This window comes from Acinetobacter sp. YH01019, from assembly GCF_013420285.1.
Taxonomy (GTDB): domain Bacteria; phylum Pseudomonadota; class Gammaproteobacteria; order Pseudomonadales; family Moraxellaceae; genus Acinetobacter; species Acinetobacter gandensis.
This window is the reverse complement of record NZ_VOYM01000028.1, coordinates 1-21,961: the sequence shown is the minus strand read 5'-3', so window position 1 is coordinate 21,961 and position 21,961 is coordinate 1. Positions and strand designations below refer to the sequence as shown.

Annotated in this window: 21 protein-coding genes, 4 tRNA genes and 1 pseudogene; 15 read left to right on the top strand and 11 right to left on the bottom strand. The window is 38.4% G+C overall.

Translation table 11 applies throughout. The features are described from left to right. Window positions 1–34: 34 nt before the first annotated feature. Window positions 35–250 (bottom strand): 30S ribosomal protein S21, encoded by a 216-nt coding sequence (gene rpsU, locus FTT84_RS08595; protein WP_001136722.1) that lies wholly within the window; start codon window positions 248–250, stop codon window positions 35–37. A gap of 147 nt (window positions 251–397) precedes the next feature. Between rpsU and tsaD the strand changes: the two genes are divergently transcribed. Then, entirely contained in the window at window positions 398–1,414 is a 1,017-nt protein-coding gene (gene tsaD / locus FTT84_RS08590; RefSeq protein WP_067762180.1) for a tRNA (adenosine(37)-N6)-threonylcarbamoyltransferase complex transferase subunit TsaD, read from the top strand. Window positions 1,415–1,478: 64 nt separating this feature from the next. Here the strand turns inward: tsaD and FTT84_RS08585 are convergent, their stop codons facing one another. Next, window positions 1,479–2,447, bottom strand: a complete 969-nt coding sequence (locus FTT84_RS08585) for an Lrp/AsnC family transcriptional regulator (protein WP_180080927.1) — start codon at window positions 2,445–2,447, stop codon at window positions 1,479–1,481. A 97-nt stretch (window positions 2,448–2,544) separates the two neighbouring features. Here FTT84_RS08585 and FTT84_RS08580 point away from each other — a divergent pair, with 97 nt between their 5' ends. Beyond that, on the top strand, window positions 2,545–3,840 hold the full coding sequence (locus FTT84_RS08580) for an MFS transporter (protein WP_180080925.1): 1,296 nt from the start codon (window positions 2,545–2,547) through the stop codon (window positions 3,838–3,840). Further along, window positions 3,837–5,180 carry an amidase gene (locus FTT84_RS08575; protein WP_067762174.1) on the top strand — a complete coding sequence of 448 codons (1,344 nt, stop codon included), beginning with the start codon at window positions 3,837–3,839 and terminating at the stop codon, window positions 5,178–5,180. The genes FTT84_RS08580 and FTT84_RS08575 overlap by 4 nt, the downstream gene beginning before the upstream one ends. 74 nt (window positions 5,181–5,254) lie before the next feature. Here FTT84_RS08575 and FTT84_RS08570 read toward each other — a convergent pair whose 3' ends face one another. After that, entirely contained in the window at window positions 5,255–6,127 is an 873-nt protein-coding gene (locus FTT84_RS08570; RefSeq protein WP_180080923.1) for an ATP-binding protein, read from the bottom strand. A gap of 188 nt (window positions 6,128–6,315) precedes the next feature. Between FTT84_RS08570 and FTT84_RS08565 the strand changes: the two genes are divergently transcribed. From FTT84_RS08565 to FTT84_RS08540, 6 genes are all read left to right on the top strand, one after another. Next, window positions 6,316–7,827: a DUF3336 domain-containing protein gene (locus FTT84_RS08565; RefSeq protein WP_180080921.1), complete on the top strand. Its 1,512-nt coding sequence runs from the start codon at window positions 6,316–6,318 to the stop codon at window positions 7,825–7,827. Beyond that, the gene (locus tag FTT84_RS08560; RefSeq protein WP_257222763.1) at window positions 7,817–8,629 is read left to right on the top strand and encodes a protein kinase; all 813 of its coding nucleotides are present in this window, start codon (window positions 7,817–7,819) and stop codon (window positions 8,627–8,629) included. The genes FTT84_RS08565 and FTT84_RS08560 overlap by 11 nt, the downstream gene beginning before the upstream one ends. A gap of 107 nt (window positions 8,630–8,736) precedes the next feature. Beyond that, window positions 8,737–8,821 (top strand) — tRNA-Leu (locus tag FTT84_RS08555). A gap of 35 nt (window positions 8,822–8,856) precedes the next feature. Beyond that, window positions 8,857–8,930, top strand: a tRNA-Trp gene (locus tag FTT84_RS08550). Window positions 8,931–8,970: 40 nt separating this feature from the next. After that, window positions 8,971–9,055: transfer RNA gene (locus tag FTT84_RS08545), tRNA-Leu, on the top strand. A gap of 72 nt (window positions 9,056–9,127) precedes the next feature. Continuing rightward, window positions 9,128–9,212, top strand: a tRNA-Leu gene (locus FTT84_RS08540). Between the two features lie 330 nt (window positions 9,213–9,542). On the opposite strand, the gene FTT84_RS08535 is transcribed toward FTT84_RS08540, so the two are convergent. After that, window positions 9,543–9,746: a hypothetical protein gene (locus FTT84_RS08535; protein WP_067762165.1), complete on the bottom strand. Its 204-nt coding sequence runs from the start codon at window positions 9,744–9,746 to the stop codon at window positions 9,543–9,545. Window positions 9,747–10,315: 569 nt separating this feature from the next. Here FTT84_RS08535 and FTT84_RS08530 point away from each other — a divergent pair. Next, window positions 10,316–10,780, top strand: coding sequence for a hypothetical protein (locus FTT84_RS08530; RefSeq protein ID WP_180080919.1), 465 nt, complete (start codon window positions 10,316–10,318; stop codon window positions 10,778–10,780). A 93-nt stretch (window positions 10,781–10,873) separates the two neighbouring features. Then, window positions 10,874–11,146, top strand: coding sequence for a hypothetical protein (locus FTT84_RS08525; protein ID WP_180080918.1), 273 nt, complete (start codon window positions 10,874–10,876; stop codon window positions 11,144–11,146). Between the two features lie 71 nt (window positions 11,147–11,217). Here the strand turns inward: FTT84_RS08525 and gloB are convergent, their stop codons facing one another. Further along, window positions 11,218–11,949 carry a hydroxyacylglutathione hydrolase gene (gloB, locus tag FTT84_RS08520; protein ID WP_180080916.1) on the bottom strand — a complete coding sequence of 244 codons (732 nt, stop codon included), beginning with the start codon at window positions 11,947–11,949 and terminating at the stop codon, window positions 11,218–11,220. A gap of 159 nt (window positions 11,950–12,108) precedes the next feature. Then, window positions 12,109–12,693 (bottom strand): flavin reductase family protein, encoded by a 585-nt coding sequence (locus FTT84_RS08515; RefSeq protein ID WP_067762157.1) that lies wholly within the window; start codon window positions 12,691–12,693, stop codon window positions 12,109–12,111. 133 nt (window positions 12,694–12,826) lie between these two features. Between FTT84_RS08515 and FTT84_RS08510 the strand changes: the two genes are divergently transcribed. Together FTT84_RS08510 and FTT84_RS08505 are read left to right on the top strand one after the other, a co-directional pair. Continuing rightward, window positions 12,827–13,648 carry a PhzF family phenazine biosynthesis protein gene (locus FTT84_RS08510; RefSeq protein WP_180080914.1) on the top strand — a complete coding sequence of 274 codons (822 nt, stop codon included), beginning with the start codon at window positions 12,827–12,829 and terminating at the stop codon, window positions 13,646–13,648. Window positions 13,649–13,800: 152 nt separating this feature from the next. Continuing rightward, a complete protein-coding gene (locus tag FTT84_RS08505) occupies window positions 13,801–16,566 on the top strand; it encodes a pitrilysin family protein (protein ID WP_218949699.1) in 2,766 nt (921 codons plus the stop codon). 58 nt (window positions 16,567–16,624) lie between these two features. Here the strand turns inward: FTT84_RS08505 and FTT84_RS08500 are convergent, their stop codons facing one another. Then, entirely contained in the window at window positions 16,625–17,689 is a 1,065-nt protein-coding gene (locus FTT84_RS08500) for an amidohydrolase (RefSeq protein ID WP_067762151.1), read from the bottom strand. A gap of 178 nt (window positions 17,690–17,867) precedes the next feature. Then, on the bottom strand, window positions 17,868–18,263 hold the full coding sequence (locus FTT84_RS08495) for a DUF3144 domain-containing protein (protein WP_067762146.1): 396 nt from the start codon (window positions 18,261–18,263) through the stop codon (window positions 17,868–17,870). A gap of 109 nt (window positions 18,264–18,372) precedes the next feature. On the opposite strand from FTT84_RS08495, the gene FTT84_RS08490 reads away from it, so the two are divergent. Further along, window positions 18,373–19,005 (top strand): hypothetical protein, encoded by a 633-nt coding sequence (locus FTT84_RS08490; protein ID WP_067762144.1) that lies wholly within the window; start codon window positions 18,373–18,375, stop codon window positions 19,003–19,005. Window positions 19,006–19,043: 38 nt separating this feature from the next. On the opposite strand, the gene FTT84_RS08485 is transcribed toward FTT84_RS08490, so the two are convergent. Beyond that, the gene (locus FTT84_RS08485) at window positions 19,044–20,291 is read right to left on the bottom strand and encodes an MFS transporter (protein ID WP_180056584.1); all 1,248 of its coding nucleotides are present in this window, start codon (window positions 20,289–20,291) and stop codon (window positions 19,044–19,046) included. A 119-nt stretch (window positions 20,292–20,410) separates the two neighbouring features. Here FTT84_RS08485 and FTT84_RS08480 point away from each other — a divergent pair, with 119 nt between their 5' ends. Next, window positions 20,411–21,076: a TetR/AcrR family transcriptional regulator gene (locus FTT84_RS08480; RefSeq protein WP_067762139.1), complete on the top strand. Its 666-nt coding sequence runs from the start codon at window positions 20,411–20,413 to the stop codon at window positions 21,074–21,076. Between the two features lie 138 nt (window positions 21,077–21,214). Here the strand turns inward: FTT84_RS08480 and FTT84_RS08475 are convergent, their stop codons facing one another. Both FTT84_RS08475 and FTT84_RS08470 read right to left on the bottom strand, forming a co-directional pair. Continuing rightward, entirely contained in the window at window positions 21,215–21,646 is a 432-nt protein-coding gene (locus FTT84_RS08475) for a hypothetical protein (RefSeq protein WP_180056582.1), read from the bottom strand. A gap of 217 nt (window positions 21,647–21,863) precedes the next feature. After that, window positions 21,864–21,961, bottom strand: a pseudogene (locus FTT84_RS08470) (IS1 family transposase); the annotation flags it as partial.

Below are 21,961 nucleotides of genomic sequence, written 5' to 3'. Positions count from 1 at the left end.
CTTGTCCAGGTAGTCAATCAATCACAAATTAATCTTAGTAAAGGCGTGTAGTACGTACTGATTCGCGCGCCAATTTCTTTTGGTAGCGTTTAACAGCAGCAGCTTTTTTACGTTTACGTTCTTGAGTAGGTTTTTCGTAGAATTCACGTTTACGAACGTCAGCAAGAACACCCGCTTTTTCGCATGAACGTTTGAAACGACGGATAGCTACGTCTACTGGTTCGCCTTCTTTCAATTTAACTTGTGGCATGAAGAATCCTCATTAAGTTATGGATAAGATCGCAGGCGTTATTGCCCTTGATCACAAGTGAAGTGCAATATTTTACTCATTTACATCTCATACCACAAGTCTATAATGGCACAAGCAATAGATTTGATATAGGTTATAGGCAGTTTAATGATCGTTTTAGGCTTAGAAACTTCGTGTGATGAGACTGGACTCGCACTGTATGACAGTGAAAAGGGATTGCTCGGGCAGGTATTGTATAGCCAAATTAAACTGCATGCAGAATATGGCGGTGTTGTGCCAGAATTGGCATCACGTGACCATGTGCGTAAGTTAATTCCATTAATTAAACAATTACTTGAAGAAAGTAGTGTAAACAAATCAGACATTGATGCCATTGCATATACACGTGGTCCAGGTTTGATGGGGGCATTAATGACAGGTGCATTATTTGGCCGCACACTGGCATTTGCTCTGAATAAACCAGCAATTGGCGTGCATCATATGGAAGGTCATATGTTGGCGCCTTTGTTGTCTAAAACTCCACCAGAATTTCCTTTTGTAGCTTTATTGGTATCGGGTGGACACACTCAATTAATGGCTGCTTATGGTATTGGTCAGTATGAATTACTCGGTGAGTCGATTGATGATGCTGCGGGTGAGGCTTTTGATAAAGTCGCAAAAATGATGGGCTTGCCATACCCTGGTGGACCTAATATTTCTAAGCTTGCTGCAAATGGAGATATGAATGCGTTCGAATTTCCACGACCTATGTTGCATCAAGGTTTAGATTTCTCATTCAGTGGTTTAAAAACTGCGGTTTCGGTTCAATTGAAAAAATTGGATGGTGAAAACCGTGATGCAGACGTTGCAGCTTCATTCCAAGAAGCATTGGTTGATACCTTAGTTAAAAAATCAGTGAAAGCGTTAAAACAAACGGGTTTAAAACGTTTGGTGATCGCTGGTGGTGTAAGTGCGAACAGTCGTTTACGTGAACGTTTAGAAGCTGATTTAGCCAAAATTAAAGCATCGGTATATTATGCAGAACCTGCTTTATGTACAGACAACGGTGCAATGATTGCTTTCGCAGGTTACCAACGTTTAAAAGCGGGTCAGCACGATGGCTTGTCGGTTACGACAACACCACGTTGGCCGATGACTGAGTTAAGCAATCCAAGTGAAGCTTAATTACATCTAAAACGTTAAATGCATTAAAGCCAAAAAAGAACCGCAATTGCGATTCTTTTTTGTTTCAATTTAAATTTGAAAATAATTGTGCACTACTAACTTTTCGCATAAAACCAGCACGTTTTAAGGCCAATGTCACCATGTTGGTATTACATGATTGAATGCCTTCAAAATTACCAAGATCTTCAGTAATTAATTTCCATAAATCACTTAAATCATTACATAGGACATGCCAGAAAAATTGTGAATCTCCACTAATGCCAAATAGGCAGCGTGTGTTTTTAAGTTCAGACAAGGTTTTGGCAATTTGATTTGCCGCATCTGGACGGGCTTTAATCAAAATAATCGCTTCGGACTTATAGCCCATCAAACTGGGTTCTACATCAACGCGAATATTGAAAATGCCTTCTTCCAATAAATCATTCAATAATTTCTGCGTTTTATGTTCACTGAGTTCAATTTGTTCTGCCAAACTTTTAATAGATGAACGCCCATCATTTGACAGAGCATGAATTAGTTTTAATTCTGTTTCAGTCAAACTTCTAAAATTGACGTTTTTATCGCTTGTGCCATCTAAAGCTTTGGGTTTGCTGGCCCAAGTAAAGGGTTTTAATACGGCTTGGGTTTCAACGGTTTTAATATCCGGAATTTGCGTGACAAAGTCATGCATCCAAACAGAGAGATCGGCGGCCTTTTCTAATCCAATTTCAAGGAAAATATCTGCAAGTCCTGTAGTTAGAAAGACAATGCGCACTTCTGGGCGATTTGCAAAAAATTGTGCAACTTCTTTTTCCTTGCCAAATTTCACACTGATCCAGACATGAACGGTGTAACCCTTATTGGCAACCATAGGATTTAATTCAATTGCAGTTCGTATAACTTGGTCATCTAGCAATTTACCCAGACGTCGAGACAGCTTTTTTTCAGGGACATCACTAATCTGGCTCAGTTCTCGCCATGATCCTCTCGGATTAGAGATAAGAGCTTTGATGCATGCAGTATCGATTTCGTCGAAACTAAAAGATTCACTCATGATAATTGACTTGTCTAAAAACTAATTATAATCTAAATTTAAGTCTAGAAAATAAAATACAGCCTGTATTTATGTCTAAATATTAAATGAGACGCTTATGGATGAGTCAAAAATGCAAAACTCAATTTCCACCCAAGGAAATGTATCACAAAAGAAAGTTATTCTTGCAGGAACTGTAGGAAATGCTATTGAATGGTTCGATTGGACGATTTATGCCACATTTGCAGTATTTTTCGCGAAACAATTTTTCCCATCAGATGATCCAACCGCATCCTTGCTTGCGACCTTCGCAATTTTTGCTGTAGGTTTCTTCATGCGCCCATTAGGTGGAATCTTATTAGGGATCTTTTCTGACCGCTATGGTCGAAAAGCCGCTTTGGCCGCAACCATCATAATGATGGCAGGTGGTTCTTTGATGATTGGTCTTTCACCAACCTATGAATCAATTGGTATTTTTGCACCGATTATTTTGGTATTAGCGCGATTACTTCAAGGTCTATCTTTGGGTGGTGAGTTCGCTTCAGCGGCAACTTATCTTTCAGAGATGGCACCAAAAAATAAACGCGGATTCTATTCGAGCTTTATGTTTTTTAGTTCAGCGATTGGTATTTTGATGGCCTCAGGTCTTGCTTGGGCTTTAACAAGTTCTTTAACTGAAACGCAAATGAGCGAATACGGATGGCGTATTCCGTTTATTTTGGGTGCGATTGGCGGCTTGGTGGGTATGTGGATTCGTAAATCAGTACCTGATAGCGAAATGACCCATAAAAAAGAATCAGTAAAAAATCCTTTGGCTGTACTGATTAAACGTCATCCGAAGGAAACGCTCCGTATTGTCGGTATTTCTATCTTAACAACATTTGCATTCTATATTTTTGTGGTTTATGTCCCGACCTATGCCATTAAAGTTTTAGGTGCAGAGCCACAAACCGCCTTTGCTGCCAATACTGTTGGCTTAATTATCTTTATGTTGTGTCAGCCTGTGTTTGGCTGGCTATCAGACAAAATTGGGCGTAAACCACAGTTGATCGTATTTGCCGTGGGATATTTAGTGTTCTTTTATCCAATCATTAAATGGATGGATGGTACGTTTGCATCAATTTTATTGGTCGAGCTTTTCGGCTTGGTTTTATATGCTTTATATACCGCCATTGGCCCAGCTGTCATGTCTGAACAGTTTCCGACAGAAGTACGAGCTGTCGGTATTGGCGCACCTTACAATTTGATGGTGGCTTTACTCGGCGGCACTACACCGTATGTGCTGACTTGGCTGCAAAGTATTGGTAAACAAGATTACTTCTATTTTATGGTGTTGGTTGGCGCATTATTAACATTAATCACATTTATTAAAATGCCTGAAACGGCAGGAAAAGGTTTGGAAGATATAAAATGAATATTGTGAATTTATCTGCACTTGAGCTAGGTCGCCAGATTGCCTGCAAAAAGATAACTTCAGTAGAGACAGTTCAATTTTATATTGATCGAAACCAAACATTTAAACATCTAGATTGTATTTCGGAATTATTCGAAATCGAGGCTTTGCAACAGGCACAACATTTAGATGAGTTGCTTCAGCAAGGCACACGATTGAGTCCATTTCATGGTGTGCCAATTTTACTAAAAGATAATCTGGATGTAGCGGGTCATATCACCCATGCAGGTACAGTTTATCTAGATCAAAAAGCACAAGCGAACTGTGAACTGGTTGATCAGTTAAAAAATTTAGGTTTTGTGATTTTAGGTAAAACTAAAATGACCGAGTTGGCATTTGGTCTTTCTGGGCAAAATCCAATGCAGGGTACACCTAAAAATCCGTGGGCGGAACAGCAATATGCGCCTGGTGGATCTTCTTCAGGTTCAGCGGTTGCGGTGGCTTGTGGTCTTAGTCCCTTGGCATTTGGCGGTGATACAGGTGGTTCGATTCGTACACCAGCAGCATTAAATGGCATATTTGGTTTTAAACCTTCAGCCCATAAAATTGCCGACACGGGTGCAGTACCTTTATCCAAAACTTTAGATACTCTAGGGCCTTTTGCACGATTTGCAGATGATATTAGCGCTTTAGTCAATGTATTGATGGATGTAAATGTTGAAGCGGCATCAAGTGAAAATGTAATTTATGCTTTAGATGAATCTGCATTTCCATATCCGCTTGAGCCTGAGGTATTAACCCTTTGGCGCGAAGGGCTAAAACGCATCGAATCATTGGGAATCGAAATTAAAAACTGGCAACCACCTACACATTTCAATTTTCATGATTTATCGGACCGAACTTCTGACATTATTGCTTATGAAAGTTATTTATATCATGGAGATACAGCTGAAGATTCTGAAACACAGATGTGGGAATTAGTTCGTCAGCGTGTGTTACGCGGTAAGAGTATTTCACAGGAAAAATACGAGTCATTGATTGCAGAGCGAACTGAATTTCAGCAATCATTTAAAGCCTCTTTAAATGGTCAATGTTTGCTGTTTCCAGTGAGCCCATTCCTTGCAGCTGTGTCAAACACAAAGGATACCGAGTTTAGTCATGTGGGTGAATACACGCGTCCATTTAATTATTTAGATGCACCAAGTTATGCTTTTCCAATTGCTCAAAGTGAAAGCGGACTGCCGATGGGTATTCAGTTGGTTTCATATCAAGCGAATGATGTTGATGTGATGCACATCGTTCAGAAAATTGCTAATGGTTTAAATATTCGCTCTATTCTGCCGCCGATTTGTCAGGATTAAGAATTAACGAATCATTTGTTATATTCAAAAAAAGAACCGCTATTGCGGTTCTTTTTTTATTTAGTTTTTTGGCTCTAGGCTTGTTTAAGTTGCTCTGACCCAATCCAATGCTTTGAAAATTGATAGGCAGCACGACCAGAACGTTGTCCTCGCGCCTGACACCAACGTAGTGCCTCAGCACGCGCTTCATCTGTCCATGGCATCTCGGCTTTAGCCAAATAGTGTTCAACAATTTCTAAATATAAATTTTGATCCATTGGGTAGAACGATAACCAAAGTCCAAAACGATCTGAAAGTGATATTTTTTCTTCAATCGCTTCTTGCGGGTGAAGTTCGGTATATTGTGGAACATCTACACGTGTGACAGGCGTATTTTCATGCATAAATTCAGGCAATAAATGACGACGGTTACTGGTGGCATAAATAATGAAATTTGTAGATCCAGATTGGAGTGAACCATCTAAGACACTTTTTAGACTGCGATAGTTTTCGTCTTCAGCATTGAAAGCAAGATCATCACAATAAACAATAAACTTTTCGGGACGACCTTCAATCAGTTGTTGAATTAGTGGTAAATCAGACAAATCATCACGTTCAATTTCAATTAAACGTAAACCTTGCTCAGCATATTCAGTCAGAAGGGCACGTACAATGGATGATTTACCCGTACCACGTGAACCTGTAAGCAATACATCATTGGCAGGCAGACCATTCAGAAACTGTAAGGTATTTTGAATGACTTTTTCTTTTTGCCGTTCAATACCTTTTAAATCATCTAAATACATGACTTTAGGTTGATAGATCGCTTTTAGTTGTTGGTTTTGCCATTTGAAAGCCATACTTGAAAAATCGGGTGCTTGCTTGAGTTCTGGCAAACTATGTTGTAGTTGCAGGAGTACAGTGGAAAGCGATTCAAGGATGTTGTCAGGTAAATCAATTGTTGCCATGATGAGTCAGCTTATCTTGTCTTGTTGTGTATGGATGTATAAGACTCAGTTTACATAAATACGTGTATGAATTGGATGAAATATGTCAAATTTGAATGTAAATTAGATCGATCAGGCACCATTGATTCAGTTAAAATGTTGTTATAAATCTATTGTTGCTAACAAGAAAAATGCCTAGAGGGATCATCATGTTGTTTAAAAATTTTTCACAGAATATAAATCCCCATCAGGCCTATCGCTTAAAAAAATTAAAACGCCAGCTCGAACATGCTGAAAGTTATGAAGAATGGAAAAGTATTGCGCTCAAAATTGATGAAGAGTCGGGCGCTCAAGAGTGGAAACTTGACAATAGTTCTCCTTATTTTGATGCAGAAATAATTTCACATCGATTAAGTTTATTAAAACGTTACCGCACACAACAACGTACCCGTGACTTGATGTATATCTTAAGTGAGGGGCTGAGTTACGATATCGGCAATATTGCTCATCCCTTATTGTTTACAGAAGCTTATGTAGGCACAAAAAAAATCATTGAAGATTATGTAGAAGAAGTGAGTAAGAGCTTAGCTTTTATAGCTTCAGCAGAATGTACATGTCTAAATGTTGAGCAAAAAATTGAATTCTTTAAACAAAGCCAAACTGCTTTTGGTCAACCTGTTTTAATGTTTTCAGGAGGTTCAACTTTAGGGTTATTTCATACAGGTGTGTGTAAGGCGCTCATGGAGCAAGACTTGTTGCCTAAAGTTTTATCGGGTTCAAGTGCGGGAGCGATTATGACGGCAATGTTAGGGGTATCGAAACCTTCTGACTTTGCAGGACTATTAAATGGACACAACTTCTTTAGTGAAGCATTTCATTTCCGTAAGCTCAGTGAGCTCATACAGGGCAATGGTGGCCTGGCAGATGTGAAGTATCTCAAAAAATTTCTGATTGAGAACTTAGGTGACTTAACCTTTGCTGAAGCCTATAAGCAATCTGGTCTACACATTAATATTGCGGTAGCGCCTTATGATGCATCGCAAGATGCCCGCATTATGAATGCCTATACATCACCAGACTTATTGGTGTGGAGTGCTGTTTTGGCTTCGTGTGCAGTGCCTATCTTATTTCCACCAGTACGTCTAACCAGTAAGCGCTATGATGGACAACTAACCCCTTATATGTCCGCTACCCGTTGGGTGGATGGCAGTGTGAGAAGTGACTTCCCACAAGAAAAAATGGCGCGTTTATATAATATTAACTACAGCATCGCGAGCCAAGTGAATCCACATATTGTGCCGTTCATGCAGGATGATGCAGCGCGTTTTCGTAAAAGTATGCTGAGTTGGCCTGAACGCATTGTACGTAGACAAGGGAAGGTGATTAGTAAAGGTGTTATGGACTTTGCACGTGAACGTGTGGGAAGTATACCGCCTGTTCGGCGCTTGCTCGATCATGGTTATGGGGTAGTCGATCAGCGTTACTATGGTGATGTAAATATTGTGGGTAAATATGGTTTACGTCACTACAGTTATATGCTGCAAAATCCACGACCATACTTATTTAAGGTACTTCAGCGAGAAGGTGAGCGTGCAACTTGGCCTAAAATTTCATTAATTGAAACACAGGCGCGGGTAGGGAAAACCATCCAGCATTGTCTTGAACTGTTAAACTATCAGCATGAACCCGAACAATGTCAGGCAGAGTATATTGCCGTTTAGCGACTTACCGTTAGCACAACTACGTTATAGCTTAAAAACCAAGCCAAAGAGCTTGGTTTTTGGTCGACGGCTGTATCAATTTACATTTAATCAAAAGCGATATTGGTTAAAGACCCAAATTAAGCACGGTGGTCATCAAACTCATCTTGAGAGCTTTCAGCATGAATTAAACATGTATGAGATATTTGCTCAGCATCCTTCGTCGCAAGCATTGCTGTTAAATTATCAAATGTTAGAGCCAAACAACTTATGCATTGAAAATGAGCAGGTTGAACAACTGCTTATTATTGAGCATGCAGTAGGGTTGTTTGAGCAAGCTGCTGAACAAATGAGTCTTGAGCAAGTTCGACAAATACTTTGGCTTGCTATAGATGCGATAGAAAAAATATATGCTGCTGGTTATTTACATGCAGATTTGAAAAGAGAGCACTTTGTGATTCAGCAAGGGCAGTGCAAGCTCATTGATTTTGAACAATCACTAGAAATAGAACATCAATCTCGATTGATGACGGCGACTCCACGTTATATGGCACCTGAGTTGTTTCAAGGACAGGCTAAATCTATACAAAGTGAAATCTATGCTTTAGGCATCATTTTCCTTGAATGGCTCACAGAACAACGATTACAGGCCGCTAATTATCAAGATTGGGCTTATTTACATTGTCAACGATTAAGAATTGATCTACCTGAGCAATTCCGTGTATTTCAACCGTTACTCATGTTGATGCTTGATAAACAAAAACAGCAAAGAATGGTGGATTTTTATTGCTTAAAAAGCACCTTAATAGCTGAATTTGCTTAAGAAAAATACAAAAAAGAGAGTTTTGTTTTTTATTTAAACAAACAAGAGGCTTTTTTATAAAAAAGGCTTGTCATGTACAGGTGATCTCTATAATATACACAGCCATTGGGGACGTGGCGAAATTGGTAGACGCACTGGATTTAGGTTCCAGCGCCGCGAGGTGTGAGAGTTCGAGTCTCTCCGTCCCCACCACTAAATATTAAACTTCGGTTTGATAGTTAGGCTACAGAGGATTGGTGTAATGGTAGCATGACGGTCTCCAAAACCGTTCGTCAAGGTTCGAGTCCTTGATCCTCTGCCAAGTTTTAAATTAAAAGTCTGATTGATTCAGCAACCCTGTTGGGGACGTGGCGAAATTGGTAGACGCACTGGATTTAGGTTCCAGCGCCGCGAGGTGTGAGAGTTCGAGTCTCTCCGTCCCCACCATTTATTTATTAAGCGGTGTAACAACAGAATTTGAAACTAATATTTTAAGTCTGATTTATTCAGCACCCTGATGGGGACGTGGCGAAATTGGTAGACGCACTGGATTTAGGTTCCAGCGCCGCGAGGTGTGAGAGTTCGAGTCTCTCCGTCCCCACCATTAAATTAAGCAAGGCATTGGCCTTGCTTTTTTGCGTTTGGGGTGTCCAAATTTTTCAAATGCAAAATGTATATGATTCGCCTGATATATACTGAAATATTGCTATAGGCTTCTAAAACAGCTCACTATTTAAGATGCCTTGCGTTGTATTAAGAGTTGTTCTGTCACATAAGTGTTGAAGCACTTAACTACGATTCTTAACTGTGAAAAATTACATAAATGCTGCTATAAAAAAAGCCCGAAAAATCGGGCTATTAATGATTTAAATTTCAAAAAAATTTTTGAATTAATTCATTTATTTCAAAAATTAAAAAAAGAATCAGATCGGACTTAAGCCTTTAAGTGATCTTCAAATTCTTCACCAAGCTGCATAGCTAAAGCATTACCAGATAAATCCACAGTTACAAGACCGTATTCTTTTTTAAAGCTGAAGGTAAAACCGCGGTTGTCCGCGAGTGAGCGTACTGAATAACCAAGTTTTTCTAACCAAAGACGAAACGCAACCACATTTTTTGCTTTAACTACTTTTTTCACGAGCGAACTCCTTATCAATCATTCTTTATTAAATAGGGGTGTCAAAATATTTTTTAAAGGGCGAAAAGTTAAGTTTTATATAAAATATTCAATTTTGAGTGATTAATAAACAGAAATAACTTTTAATATAATATTTTTATATCATAAGTTTTTGTTAATACATGAAATAATCTTAATGTAAGTAAATATTATTATTTCATAAATTGTTCATAGTGAAACAAAGCTTTTTAAAAGATTCTACAGATGCTTGATAAATGGAAACTAGATATAGTGCGATAGTACAAATTAAATGTATGCTGGATCTAAAGTGTTTTGATCCTTCAAATCGGGATGAAGTCATGTTGAATTCAATGAAATTGGCTAAAGGTAATATTTGAAAAGTGAACTAAAAAGCAGTTTTTTAAAATTGTGTAAAATAATAAATATTATATAAAAATTAATTAGTTATGAGTATTTGAATTATGCTTTGACTGCGTATAATGCCATTGCTTTTGATACTGATTTTAACAGTTGTGAATAAATTTATACTTCTTTGCTTTCAATTTATTAGTCTATTTTGTACGGTTACTTTGGCTGCTGTACCCCAAAATGATCGGCTGACGACACTTATTCAGCAGGTCAATGCAGTTGAGCACAGCGCAATCCAAAACAAAGAGGAAAGGGTTTTAATTGGAAGGGCAAGCTGGAAAATTTCTTGTCGTATACAGGCCAACGACAATTTGCATTTCTGTATGATGCGTAAAAATCATATTACGGTGATGCGTTTAAATGATGATTTCAATATCAGTGTTGGTCATAGTCATGCGAAAAATACACTAAGTTTTCTAAAGGTCGATCATCATTTAGCGGTCAGTGCGCGTGAGGGGCTATTTCGAGATGCAAATGATCTAGTGATACAATTTAAGCAAGGCAATCTGTTGAGAATAGGCTATCAATTAAAAGGTGCTGATACTGTGCAATATAGTAAGCTTTCGCTGATTGGCTTTAATGATGCATTTGAAGATATGCAGGCTCAGTTTAAGCAAAATCGATAAAATGAATATTCATAATGGAGGGTATATTTGTTGAAAACTCGAGTAAATCCCTGTTTGAAAACTTATATACTGTGCGAATAGCAAATATGATGATTGAATATGCAGACGATTGAGCAATATGTGCATGAAGAAATTGAACGTATACAACAGCAGGGGAATGTACCCGTTGGGGTAATGTTAGGCCATGAAGATTGGCTGGTTTTTTCAGAACAATCTAAAGTTTCATATACGCCATTTGGTAGTGCACGTCGCTATCAGCCTGCTTTAGGTGGATTGCTTTTAGTGCGTATTGATGAAATGCAAGCAGTGCGTGTTGTTACCCAAACCGAATTAGATACTTTTGCAGTTACCAACCAGATTTTGTAAGCAACTACCTATTTTATAAAAAAGAGGCAGTTATAAGCTGCCTCTTTTTATATGTTTTCATGCCGATCAAATCAAAAATTATCTTTTAAATCACGTAAGCGTTTAAAATCTTCTAAACTTTCAGCGCGTAAAAAAGGATTGGTTTCTAGCTCTAAAGCAATGCTACTGGGCAAAGTGCATTGACCAATCATCCGTAAAGATTCAACCTCTTCAAAACGTTGCTGAATCGCGATATTGTCAGGTTCAACATGCCGTGCAAACTGCGCATTTGAAAGTGTATATTCGTGGGTGCAGTAAACTTTTGTTTCTGCTGGAAATGCTGCAATACGTGCTAAAGAGTCGTACATTTGCTCATATGTTCCTTCAAAAACACGTCCACACCCCATAGCAAAGAGCGTATCTCCACAAAATAGGGTGTTTATGTCATCGATAAAATAAACAATATGGCCGAGTGTGTGTCCAGGAACAGCAGCAACTTCAACTGTAAGACCATGAAATTCGAATATGTCATCATGATCTAAAGGAAAATTAATCCAAGGAATACGGGATAATTCAGCACGTGGCCCATAGATTGGAATATTTCGATCTTGGATTAGTGCGGGCACCCCGCCAACATGATCTTTATGCCAATGTGTCAGCCAAATTTGTTGAAGTGTTAAGCCATGTTCTGCACAGTATTGTTCAACCAATTCTGCTTCTGTCGGGTCGACAGCAATGACCTCATGGCTCGGTATATGTTCGAGTAGCCATATATAGTTTTGTAGGGCATTTTTGACATCTAATGTGTGTATTTTAAAAGTCATTTTCACTCTTACAATTGGGTTTGTTTTATTTAAATTAACATGAAATGCAGTGTAATGGCTTATTGATCATGTGGTTGTGAAGGAGATAATCCGTATTTATCTGCATCACGAAAGCTAATGAATTAAAAACTTTATTTATTACGACCAAATCAATTAGGATTACTGTTCTAGATCATCTACCGAAATGGCTTGACCAATCGTATAGAAATGTCCACCCGCGACGTGATGCAAGCTTTTCCACTCATCTGCAACATCTTGATAGTACCAATGACCATCTCGAAAAACACGTTCATCAGCATATGCTGCAATGACTTTACCAATAAATAGATCATGATTTTGTTGATTATGTGGTTCAGATATTAATTGGCACAAAATCCAAGCGGAACAGCCTTCAACAAGTGGAATATCGGCATCGTGCATCTTAAATAATTCAACACCACATTGGCGTAATTTTTCGGGAGCATCACGCTGGCTAATCATGCCGAGGGCGTACACCATTTTCAGTTGTTTTAACGTCGGAACTTGTAGGGCGAAATAACCTGAATGTTCGATAATTTCGCGCGTTTTTGTGGCTTTATCGAGTACAACAGTGACCTTGGCTGGACTAAATTCTAAAGCACATGCCCAAGCCGCAGTCATGACGCCAGTTGTTTGCTGGTCTTGTGCTGAGACTAAAACGGTCGGGCCGTGGTTAAGTAAACGATAAGATTTTTCAAGAGGAACGGGACGAAGATGCGCTTTCAAATTTTATCCTTGTATTGATTCGTCTGAGACTGAACATGTAGGCGAATCGTTAAAATTAAGATGTACATAGCATATAACGCATGTAATGTTTTCAAAAGCCTTTAAAATAAAACACATATTTAGGAGATTATTCATGAAAATGTATCAAGTAGACGCATTCACGCAAGAATTATTTAAAGGAAATCCTGCTGCGGTCATTGTGTTGGACGAGTGGTTAGATGAAAACTTGATGCAAAAAATTGCGCTAGAAAATAATTTGTCTGAAACAGCTTTTGTGAAAAAGTTAGATGAAGCAAATTATGAAATTCGTTGGTTTACACCGACAACGGAAGTAGATTTCTGTGGTCATGCAACGCTTGCCAGTAGTTATGTCTTGTTCCGCTTTTATACACAGTTAAAAGCCATACAATTTCATGTTAAAAATCTGGGCATATTTGCAGTTAAACATGCTGAAGATGGCAAGATTTTAATGAATTTCCCTCAGCGTAAAGCACAGATCGTGACTGAATATCCTGTAGAGTTGACCCAAGCCTTGAGTCAACCGTTTAAGCAGGTGTACCTGAATGCACAGGCTTATATTGTTGAATATGAAACCGCGCAACAGGTCTTAGATCAACAACCTGATTTAGCTGTATTAAAACGTCTTGGTAAAATAAGAACGGCGATTACAGCGCCAGGTAGCATTACGGATGTAGCGATTACTGCACAAGCAACGAATTATGACTGTATTTCACGCTATTTTGCACCAGGCAATGGTATTGACGAAGACCCTGTAACCGGTTCAATTCATACGGGAATCGTGCCGATATGGGCAGAAAAATTGAATAAAAAGAACATTCTTGCATATCAAGCATCAGCGCGTGGTGGTGAATTACATTGTGTGATGCAAGATGATGATCGAATTGAAATTTCAGGTTATGCACGATTATATATGCAAGCTGAAATTGAAATTTAATAAAATTAAATCAATTACATGCTGTCTTAAGTGACAGCAGGTTTTTAATAAAAAGTTACTATCATTCAATAAAATGAACGAATAGAATCATCAGTGAAATGATCGAATCTAAAGAAATTCGATGCCATCGATAAACAGGATAAAGAATTTACATGCGTATTAAACAACTCACGCTTTCACTTTTATTTGCAGGTTTAAGCACCACACTTTTGGCTCAACCTGTTTTGGTTAAATCAGAACAATCAATTGAAGAATATAAGCTTGATAATGGTTTTCGAGTGATTCTTGCGCAAAATAATAAAGAAAGTAAAGTGTTTATGAATACGGTGTATTTCACTGGTTCATTGAATGATCCACAAGGTAAAGGTGGTTTGGCGCATTTGCTAGAGCATTTAGCTTTTAAGGGCACTGAAAATGTCAAAGGTGATGAATTTCAGCGTCGACTCGATCAGTTCACTTTAATGACCAATGCCAGCACCAATTATTACTCGACCAAATATACCAATGTGGTTCGACCAGAACAAAATGCGCTAGATCAAGTTTTGCATTTAGAAGCAGAACGTATGGACAAATTGGTATTACAAGAAAAATTTGTCCCGACTGAAATTGATATTGTGAAGCGTGAGCGCGAGATTCGTTTAGATCAGCCATTTTCAGTATTGATTGATCAAGTGTGGAAAGCAGCTTATGGCAATCAACATTTAGGGCGTTTGCCAATTGGTGACTTGAATGAACTTCAATCCATCAATATGAAAGAATTAAATCAATTTTATCGTACTTGGTATGCACCCAATAATGCGGTGATGGTGATTTCAGGGAAGTTTGATAAAGCTGCGGTGCTCAAACAAATTGATAGTCAATTTAGTCCGATTGCATCTCGAAATATTCCCGCTCAACCCAAAGTTCCTGTACTGGATGCGAGTAAAATTAAGCAACGCGAATTTACTGTGAATAAAGGCAGTGATTTTGCTAAATTTAATATTTACTTAAATGGCTCAGTTGAAAATATTAAGCCTGCATTGGCGGTGTCACCAACTTTGTATACCTTGCAGCCAAGCGGTCATCTTTATCAAAGTGTCGTAGAAACAGGTACAGCGACAGCAGTACAAAGTTCAACATGGTTAGATAAGGACTTTAATTTAGTCTTTATGGGGGCTATTTATGCGCCAAATCATGATGCGAAAAAAGTTTCGAATGGACTCATTCAAGGCGTAGAGCAATCTAAACCATTTGATGATGTTGAGTTAAATCGTGTCAAAAGCATGACTCGTAACATGGCAGATAATATTAAGAATAATGCGTCTGCTTTGGGTGAACGATTAAGTGATTATACTGTGGCTTATAATGGTGATTGGACACAATACTTTAAAGATTTAGATAAAGTTCAAAAGCTCAATGTTGCTGATGTAAATAAAATTTATAAAGATTTTCTAAAGCCGGAGTATCGTATTACAGGCAACATTTTGCCCACTCCAGAAGACCAGAAAAAAGCACAACAACAAGCAGCTGCAAAACCGACTGAAACTTTAGATAAACAAGCTGAAATTGAAGAACCGTTAAAAGATGCAAGTGTTTATCGGGCTGAAGTTAAACAGTATGTGCAAGAGTCTAAGCAGTATCTGAATCAAAAAGAGAAACAGATTCAGCGAGGAAAATTAAAAAACGGTATCCAATATGCTTTATTTCCAACGCAAACCCGTGATGATAAAACCTATGCAACAGTAGCACTAGATTTTGGTACAGCGCAAAGTTTAATGAATAAAGGCGAGTTGTTAGATTTAACGGCTTACCTCATGTTCCGAGCATCCAAAGATCAAAGTCTACAGCAAATCACCGATAAAATTATCGATGTAGGTGGTGGCGCAACGGTGGGTGCAACGGGTAATGGTTTTACAATTCAAGTGGTTGCACGTAAAGAAAAATTTGCGGAATTTTTTAAGTACGTTATGGATGTTGTGAAAGCGCCTTCATTTGAACAATCACAATTTGACTTAATTAAGTCTCAGAGTCTATCAAGTTTAGATCGTCCATATACTGAGCCTGATACTGTGTCTGCAATGACTTTATCTCGTTTAGTTGAAATCTACCAACCAGGTGATATTCGTTACCATTTTGAACCTGAACTGGCGAAGAAACAATTAAATGCTGCGACACGAGATCAAGTACAGCGACTACATCAGCAGTTCTTTAAAACTCAACATGCGCAAATTGCTGTGACTGGTGATTTTGATGCGAAACAAATTGAAAAAATGCTAAAAACAGAATTTTCAACTTGGACGACACAAGAACCGTATGCACGTTTGGATTCGAAATACACAGCTTATCCTGCGCAAAAAGTCCATGCATTGTCTGAGCAACGTGAATTTGGTAGTTATCAAGCAATTATGACGTTCCCTGTTGGGGTGGAACATGCCGATTCGCCTGCATTACAGGTATTTCGTCATATTCTTGGTGACTCACAATTGTCATCACGATTAGCGCAAGAATTGCGTGAGAAAAATGCCTTAGTTTATGGGTTTAGTGCCGATGTAAATTTTGATGACTGGGTGGATTCGGGTGTGTTAAGTATTGGTGCGAACTACACTGCCGGAAAGTCAGCACAAGTTTCACAAGCAGTGCATAAAGTGCTTCAGAGTATGCTGAAAAACGGCGTCACTGAGCAAGAAGTAGAAGCAGCTAAAGCCAGTATGTTGAAAAAACGCTTAACTGCACTTGAAGATGATCGTCGTATTCACAGTATGCTCATTCCACAATTGGAGAAAGGCCGTGATTTAAATTATCGTGAAAAGCGTGACCGAGCGATTGCTACATTGACTAAAGCAGATATTGATGCGGTTATTAAAAAGTATATTCAGCCGAATCAACTGGTTGAGGTTATGTCAGATCAATATGGTCAGGCAGCAAAAGCAGCCAAGTAAGTATTTAATTATTGCGATAAAAAATCCTCCATTTTGGAGGATTTTTTGCTTTTAATATTTACAATCGATAGAACTGGCGCGCATTGTGTCGAAACACATCTGCTAAAGCTTCAGGATTGTAGGCCGCCACAGCATCAGAGAATGCATCAATAATATTAACGAGCGTTGTACTTACACTATCCATAGGGAAATTGGATGCGAACATAACACGATATTGCCCAAAGGATTTTAATGCGTGTGTGATAAGTGGCAGTGCACAATCAAATACTTCGTCTTTCGATGCCAAACGATTTTCTTTATGGAACTGATGTCCGAGTACTGGCATGAATAAGCCAGACATTTTGGTATATACATTCGGACAAGACGCTAATTCGGCAATGTCATCTTTCCAACGGAAAATAATATTGTCACGTGCAGTTTGAGTTAAACCTGTGTGCGAACCGACAGCACCAAAAGCACCTACAGGTGTACCAAAGTGATCAAGGACAATTGACGTTTCAGGAAAGGCACGGGCCAGTGCTGTCACATCTCGTATTTGGTCTGAATATACCCATGCATCAAAACTTAGGTTCATTTGAGCTAAAGCTTCAAAACCTTTCATAAATTTTTTATTGGTATAAAGATGCGGTTCTTTGGTCCAGGCATGAATTTTCGGATCTTCGTGCACTGCAGCTATGCGTCGGATACCTCTAAAATGCGGTGAAGCCTGTTTGTGCATTTTTAAGATTTTTTTAAAGTTACTATCACAAGGGTCTGCAGTCCCTACAATTCCACCTAAGCCCACTGTACGCTCATTAAAATCTAAAGATTCAATAAAACGCGTTTCTCCAACTACACCTTTGCCTTTATTGTCATGCCAATTTGCCTCGACATGTACAATTTGATCAACTAAGTAGTGTCCAGTATCTTGTTTATAGTCTTCTGGTAAATAGGGTGCAGTGACATGTGTAGTTAAGCCTACAGTATCCAGTAAATGCTGAGGCTGTACAAAGCGAACCATTTTGTCGAGTAGATAAGGATGTTTACCTAGAAGTTTGACAGCGAGGGCTGCGGCATGTGGTGTGTTGTAAGGGTCCCATTGGTGGATATGTGAGTCGACTATGGGAAAATCGAGTTTCTGCATTTCTTTCCTTGATCTAAATCCATATGAATCATCAGAGATTATTGTATTTTTGCCTAAAAGAGGGAAGTCGCATACTAAAATTAGACGAAATGATGTAAAACATTATCATAAGACTATTTTAAATCAATGCTTTGAATAGATGTAATAGTGCTAAAAAAAAGCCCCGAAGGGCTTTTTATTAATGCTTGTGGTCGTGATCATGTTTGTTGGCATGAAACTCTTCGTTGTGACGGAAACGAAGATAGTTTTCAAATTGTTCGCAGTATTCGTCATAATTATCTTCAAGCATCATTTGGAACTGTTGAAGTATATAAGACATGACTTGCTCTTTGGCTTCACGCATTTCATTACCATCTTTGAAACCGTTGGCTGCTACCCAAGTATTAAAACGAGCAGTACCGAATAACATTGCGGCACTCACTTGACCACGCATTTCAGCAGGTTTGACTTGTGAACCTTTTTCAACACGACAAAATTCATTGGCTTGTTTAATAAAATCATCAGCACGTTCAAAAAAAGCAGCATTCAACGCTTCTTCTTCGGTAACATCAGTTGCTTCAATCTTTTGAACCATGAATGAGTCCTAGCATAAAAATCTAATAGCGTATTATAGGCAAAGCCTTGCAGAAACTAAACCTTTGACTTAATCTAAAAATAGCCTAAGTGTAAAAATGGATTCTTGCATGCAAAATGCGATTGCAGTTCAAAGCCTTAAAAGTGATATTGCGTTGTTACGTCAAAATATTTGGCCACCGGCAAATTTAGCCAATGTAGAAGGCCTACCAATTTACTACGGTACTCAAGCGGAAGTTGCAGAATATTATGCGCAGTGGACAGGTTTAATTGAACGAGCACAAGACTTATTTCAACCGTTTATGGAAGATGAAGTTTTGGATGCGATTCATTTGCCGAGTCACCTCAATTTGCCTTTATTTTATTTTCATGTTGATCGTATTCGGATTAATAAAACGCGGGCTAAAGAATCCAAAACGTTTCGCGGTATTGCAAGCTTAGTTGAAAAATGCGGCCAGTATGAGCCCGAACAAATTCAAGCGATGCGCCAATGGTTAGATAGCGATGATACGGCTGCACTGGTGGCACATCGTGAATTTATTGATTTACGTACTTATGTATTTCAACATGGGCAAAGTGATTACACGCGTACCCGATTTTATGTGAATGGTATTGTCCTCAGTGTGGAGTCAGACTTTGTGCTGGTTGATGCACGTGATAAGCCACGAAAAGCCCGCAGCGATAGCTATAGCGATCCATTGGGCGATAACAATACGTGGAAAGTGTTTGGTAAATATCGTTAATAAAATACATTGAAGACGAAATGAAACCGTGTATTGATCTAAAGAACAGGGCAGTTGTGTTTAGGATTATTTAAACCGCGGCTATGTGTAAATAAAGCCAAAAGTGCTAACCCGACAAAGATCACTACAGTATAGAGTAAAATATTGGCATTAAAATGATCAACCACATACCCACCAAAGACTGAGCCAAAAGCAATCATCAGTTGGAAAATGCCGATAAATAAAGGTATGCCTTTTTCTACTGCTTCAGGTGCGTGTACAAACATCCAAATATTTGCAGTTGTTGGAAACGCACCAAATGCAAAACCCCATAATGCTGTGAGAACATAAGCGCCGCTTAAATGAATCGCAAAATGTGGGAAGCTAAAAAATACGATAATAAAACTGATTGCAACAAATGCGAGGGTATAACGCACATTGATATTACTGCTATAGCCAGCAAATAAGTTGCCGAAAAACCCACTAACACCATAGATCAGTAATAGGCTACCAATAGTAGCGCCATCAAAACCTGCCTGATTTTTAAAGAATGGGGCTAAATAACTATAAGATGAAAAATGTGCGAAACCAATTAATAAGATAATCACAAGACCTTTACGCGCTTTATGATTTTGGATTAAGGCGGGTAAATCTTTCCAGCGGATGGCAGAAGTTGGCGCTAAACGTGGAAGAAATTTGTATTCTAGCGCAATAATAACAGCACCTATCAATGCGATTGATTGAAAAGCACTTCGCCAACCGAGCCATTCACTGAGCCATGTCCCAAGTGGAACACCTAAGATGGTTGCCAATGTGACACCCGCCATGACGATTGCCGTCGCTTTGGCTATAGCTAAATGGGGTGGCGCGACACGACCACTTAAAGCAATTGCAGTGGCCCAAAAACCGCCAATAGCTATACCAAGTAAAAATCGGCTGAATAACACCAGAGCAAAACTGTCAGCAATGCCTGTAATAAAATTTGAAATCACCATAATGGCTGTGAGTGCAATCAGTAGCTTTCGACGATCAAGTTGTTTAACGGCAACAGATAATACAGGTGCGGCGATTGCACCCATAATGCCAGGAAGGGTAATAACAAGGCCTGCTGTACCAACGCTGATATCTAAATCTTGCGCAATTGAATTTAATACACCAATGGGGAGAAATTCACTGGTTACAAGTGCAAAAGCTGTAATAGCAACCGTTAAGATGGCGAACCAGTTACCTTCTGACTTTGGCGATGGGTTGGTTAGAGATGAATGCGTTGCAGATGCGTTGGGTGTCTTTTTGACCTGAGTATTCATGTTGATACTCCCATTAATTTAATTAAATAGTGATTGTTATAAAATTAAACTATTTGATTAAATACGGAGCGTCAATTATTTTAATAGTGAACGTTATAAAATATAAATGATAGCTTATGATGGATAAATCAAAGCAAGAAAATCAAAGTGTTTGCAACGAGCAAAATACTAAACGTCGCGGGCGTCCGAAATGCTTTAATGAGCAAGTTGCATTAGAACAAGCGATGTTATTGTTTTGGCAACATGGCTATGAAGGCACATCCATTAGTGACTTAACTCAAGCTTTGGGTATTACTGCGCCAAGTTTATATGCAACCTTTGGAGATAAAGCAGCGTTATTTGATCGATGTATTGTGCATTATGTACAGCAAGAAGCCATGCCCGCAGAGCAAATTTTGCAAACAGCTACAACTGCGAAAATAGCAGTTGAGTTGTATTTATATGAGAGTATTCGGCATCTTGTACAAAAAGATAAGCCAAAGGGCTGTATGTTGGTTGTTGCGACAATGAACTGTTCACAACAGAATACTTTTTTACAAGAGCACCTTAAACAAATTCGTTTGCAAAGTCGGAATAAATTATTAGAGCGGCTTAATCTTGGATTTGAACAAGGTGAGATAGCCAATTTAGATAAAGTGATGCAGCTTTGTGATTTTTATACGACATTGTTATATGGCATGACCATTCAGGCAATAGATGGCGCGAGTGCTGATCATCTACATAGTATTGTTAAGAATGCTATGAACATGTGGGATCAGATCATTTTTCAATCATGCTTAAACTAAGTTTAGTTCTCATATTCGTTCTCATAATTTTCTAGCTAATGAATGATTAATTTTTTCAAAAAGCTTTAATAGTTAAATAAATAGTGCTTATTTATAGCAATCAGTTATGGATTTGAATTCAATATAAATGAATGATGCCTATTTACATGGATGAATACTGATATTGGCTAACTCCATGACGCTAATATTACCTTCTACCGCTGCGAAATCATCACTTTGGCTTGAGAGAGTTAAACATTCTCCTGACTTGACGCTAGCGAGTAATTGAGCTTGTTGTTTATTAATATTTAAACTGTAAATACTGAGATTTCCTTGATCCGTTTTAATCTGATAGGACTCATCACCATAATCTGCTGGATCATTTCGCAGCACTGTAAATGTGTGTTGCGTTGAATCTAAATTTGAATTTGAGACATTTTCTAGTTGAACAGATGAGGTTCTACGCAGTTCAGTACTTTGTATTGTTTTGTGTTGTTCGCTGCATCCAATAAGGTGAAGACTTAAACCAACAGTGAGAAAGAGAGTGAGAGAAGTTCGGAATGAATGAATTAAAAGCGTGAGTATTTTCATAAAGAAACCACCCTAAACTTAACTTTTCAGATGATTTATTTTATCGGCTTTTAAATGAAATAGAAAAAAAGAGCATCACAAATTATTTCAATGTAAAGCACAGATTACTTTTTGATGTTTGGTAGAACAATAATATTAAATACAGGAAATGTGGAGGTTGCTTACAACCTCCATGAACAATTGAATTATTGGTGGTGTTTCAAAAAGTATGCTGACATTAAATGAAACCATTATTGATGTAAAAAAAGGTTAAGTCGAAGGCTTTAAAATGGTTTTCAATCTTTTTGGAGAAATTACAACTCTTTCTAAAACCGC

Excerpts from the sequence above, each read along its gene's own strand:
- rpsU (WP_001136722.1), bottom strand. The coding sequence starts at position 250 with ATGCCACAAGTTAAATTGAAAGAAGGCGAACCAGTAGACGTAGCTATC.
- tsaD (WP_067762180.1), top strand. The coding sequence starts at position 398 with ATGATCGTTTTAGGCTTAGAAACTTCGTGTGATGAGACTGGACTCGCA.
- FTT84_RS08585 (WP_180080927.1), bottom strand. The coding sequence starts at position 2,447 with ATGAGTGAATCTTTTAGTTTCGACGAAATCGATACTGCATGCATCAAA.
- FTT84_RS08580 (WP_180080925.1), top strand. The coding sequence starts at position 2,545 with ATGGATGAGTCAAAAATGCAAAACTCAATTTCCACCCAAGGAAATGTA.
- FTT84_RS08575 (WP_067762174.1), top strand. The coding sequence starts at position 3,837 with ATGAATATTGTGAATTTATCTGCACTTGAGCTAGGTCGCCAGATTGCC.
- FTT84_RS08570 (WP_180080923.1), bottom strand. The coding sequence starts at position 6,127 with ATGGCAACAATTGATTTACCTGACAACATCCTTGAATCGCTTTCCACT.
- FTT84_RS08565 (WP_180080921.1), top strand. The coding sequence starts at position 6,316 with ATGTTGTTTAAAAATTTTTCACAGAATATAAATCCCCATCAGGCCTAT.
- gloB (WP_180080916.1), bottom strand. The coding sequence starts at position 11,949 with ATGACTTTTAAAATACACACATTAGATGTCAAAAATGCCCTACAAAAC.
- FTT84_RS08510 (WP_180080914.1), top strand. The coding sequence starts at position 12,827 with ATGAAAATGTATCAAGTAGACGCATTCACGCAAGAATTATTTAAAGGA.
- FTT84_RS08505 (WP_218949699.1), top strand. The coding sequence starts at position 13,801 with ATGCGTATTAAACAACTCACGCTTTCACTTTTATTTGCAGGTTTAAGC.
- FTT84_RS08500 (WP_067762151.1), bottom strand. The coding sequence starts at position 17,689 with ATGCAGAAACTCGATTTTCCCATAGTCGACTCACATATCCACCAATGG.
- FTT84_RS08495 (WP_067762146.1), bottom strand. The coding sequence starts at position 18,263 with ATGGTTCAAAAGATTGAAGCAACTGATGTTACCGAAGAAGAAGCGTTG.
- FTT84_RS08490 (WP_067762144.1), top strand. The coding sequence starts at position 18,373 with ATGCAAAATGCGATTGCAGTTCAAAGCCTTAAAAGTGATATTGCGTTG.
- FTT84_RS08485 (WP_180056584.1), bottom strand. The coding sequence starts at position 20,291 with ATGAATACTCAGGTCAAAAAGACACCCAACGCATCTGCAACGCATTCA.
- FTT84_RS08480 (WP_067762139.1), top strand. The coding sequence starts at position 20,411 with ATGGATAAATCAAAGCAAGAAAATCAAAGTGTTTGCAACGAGCAAAAT.
- FTT84_RS08475 (WP_180056582.1), bottom strand. The coding sequence starts at position 21,646 with ATGAAAATACTCACGCTTTTAATTCATTCATTCCGAACTTCTCTCACT.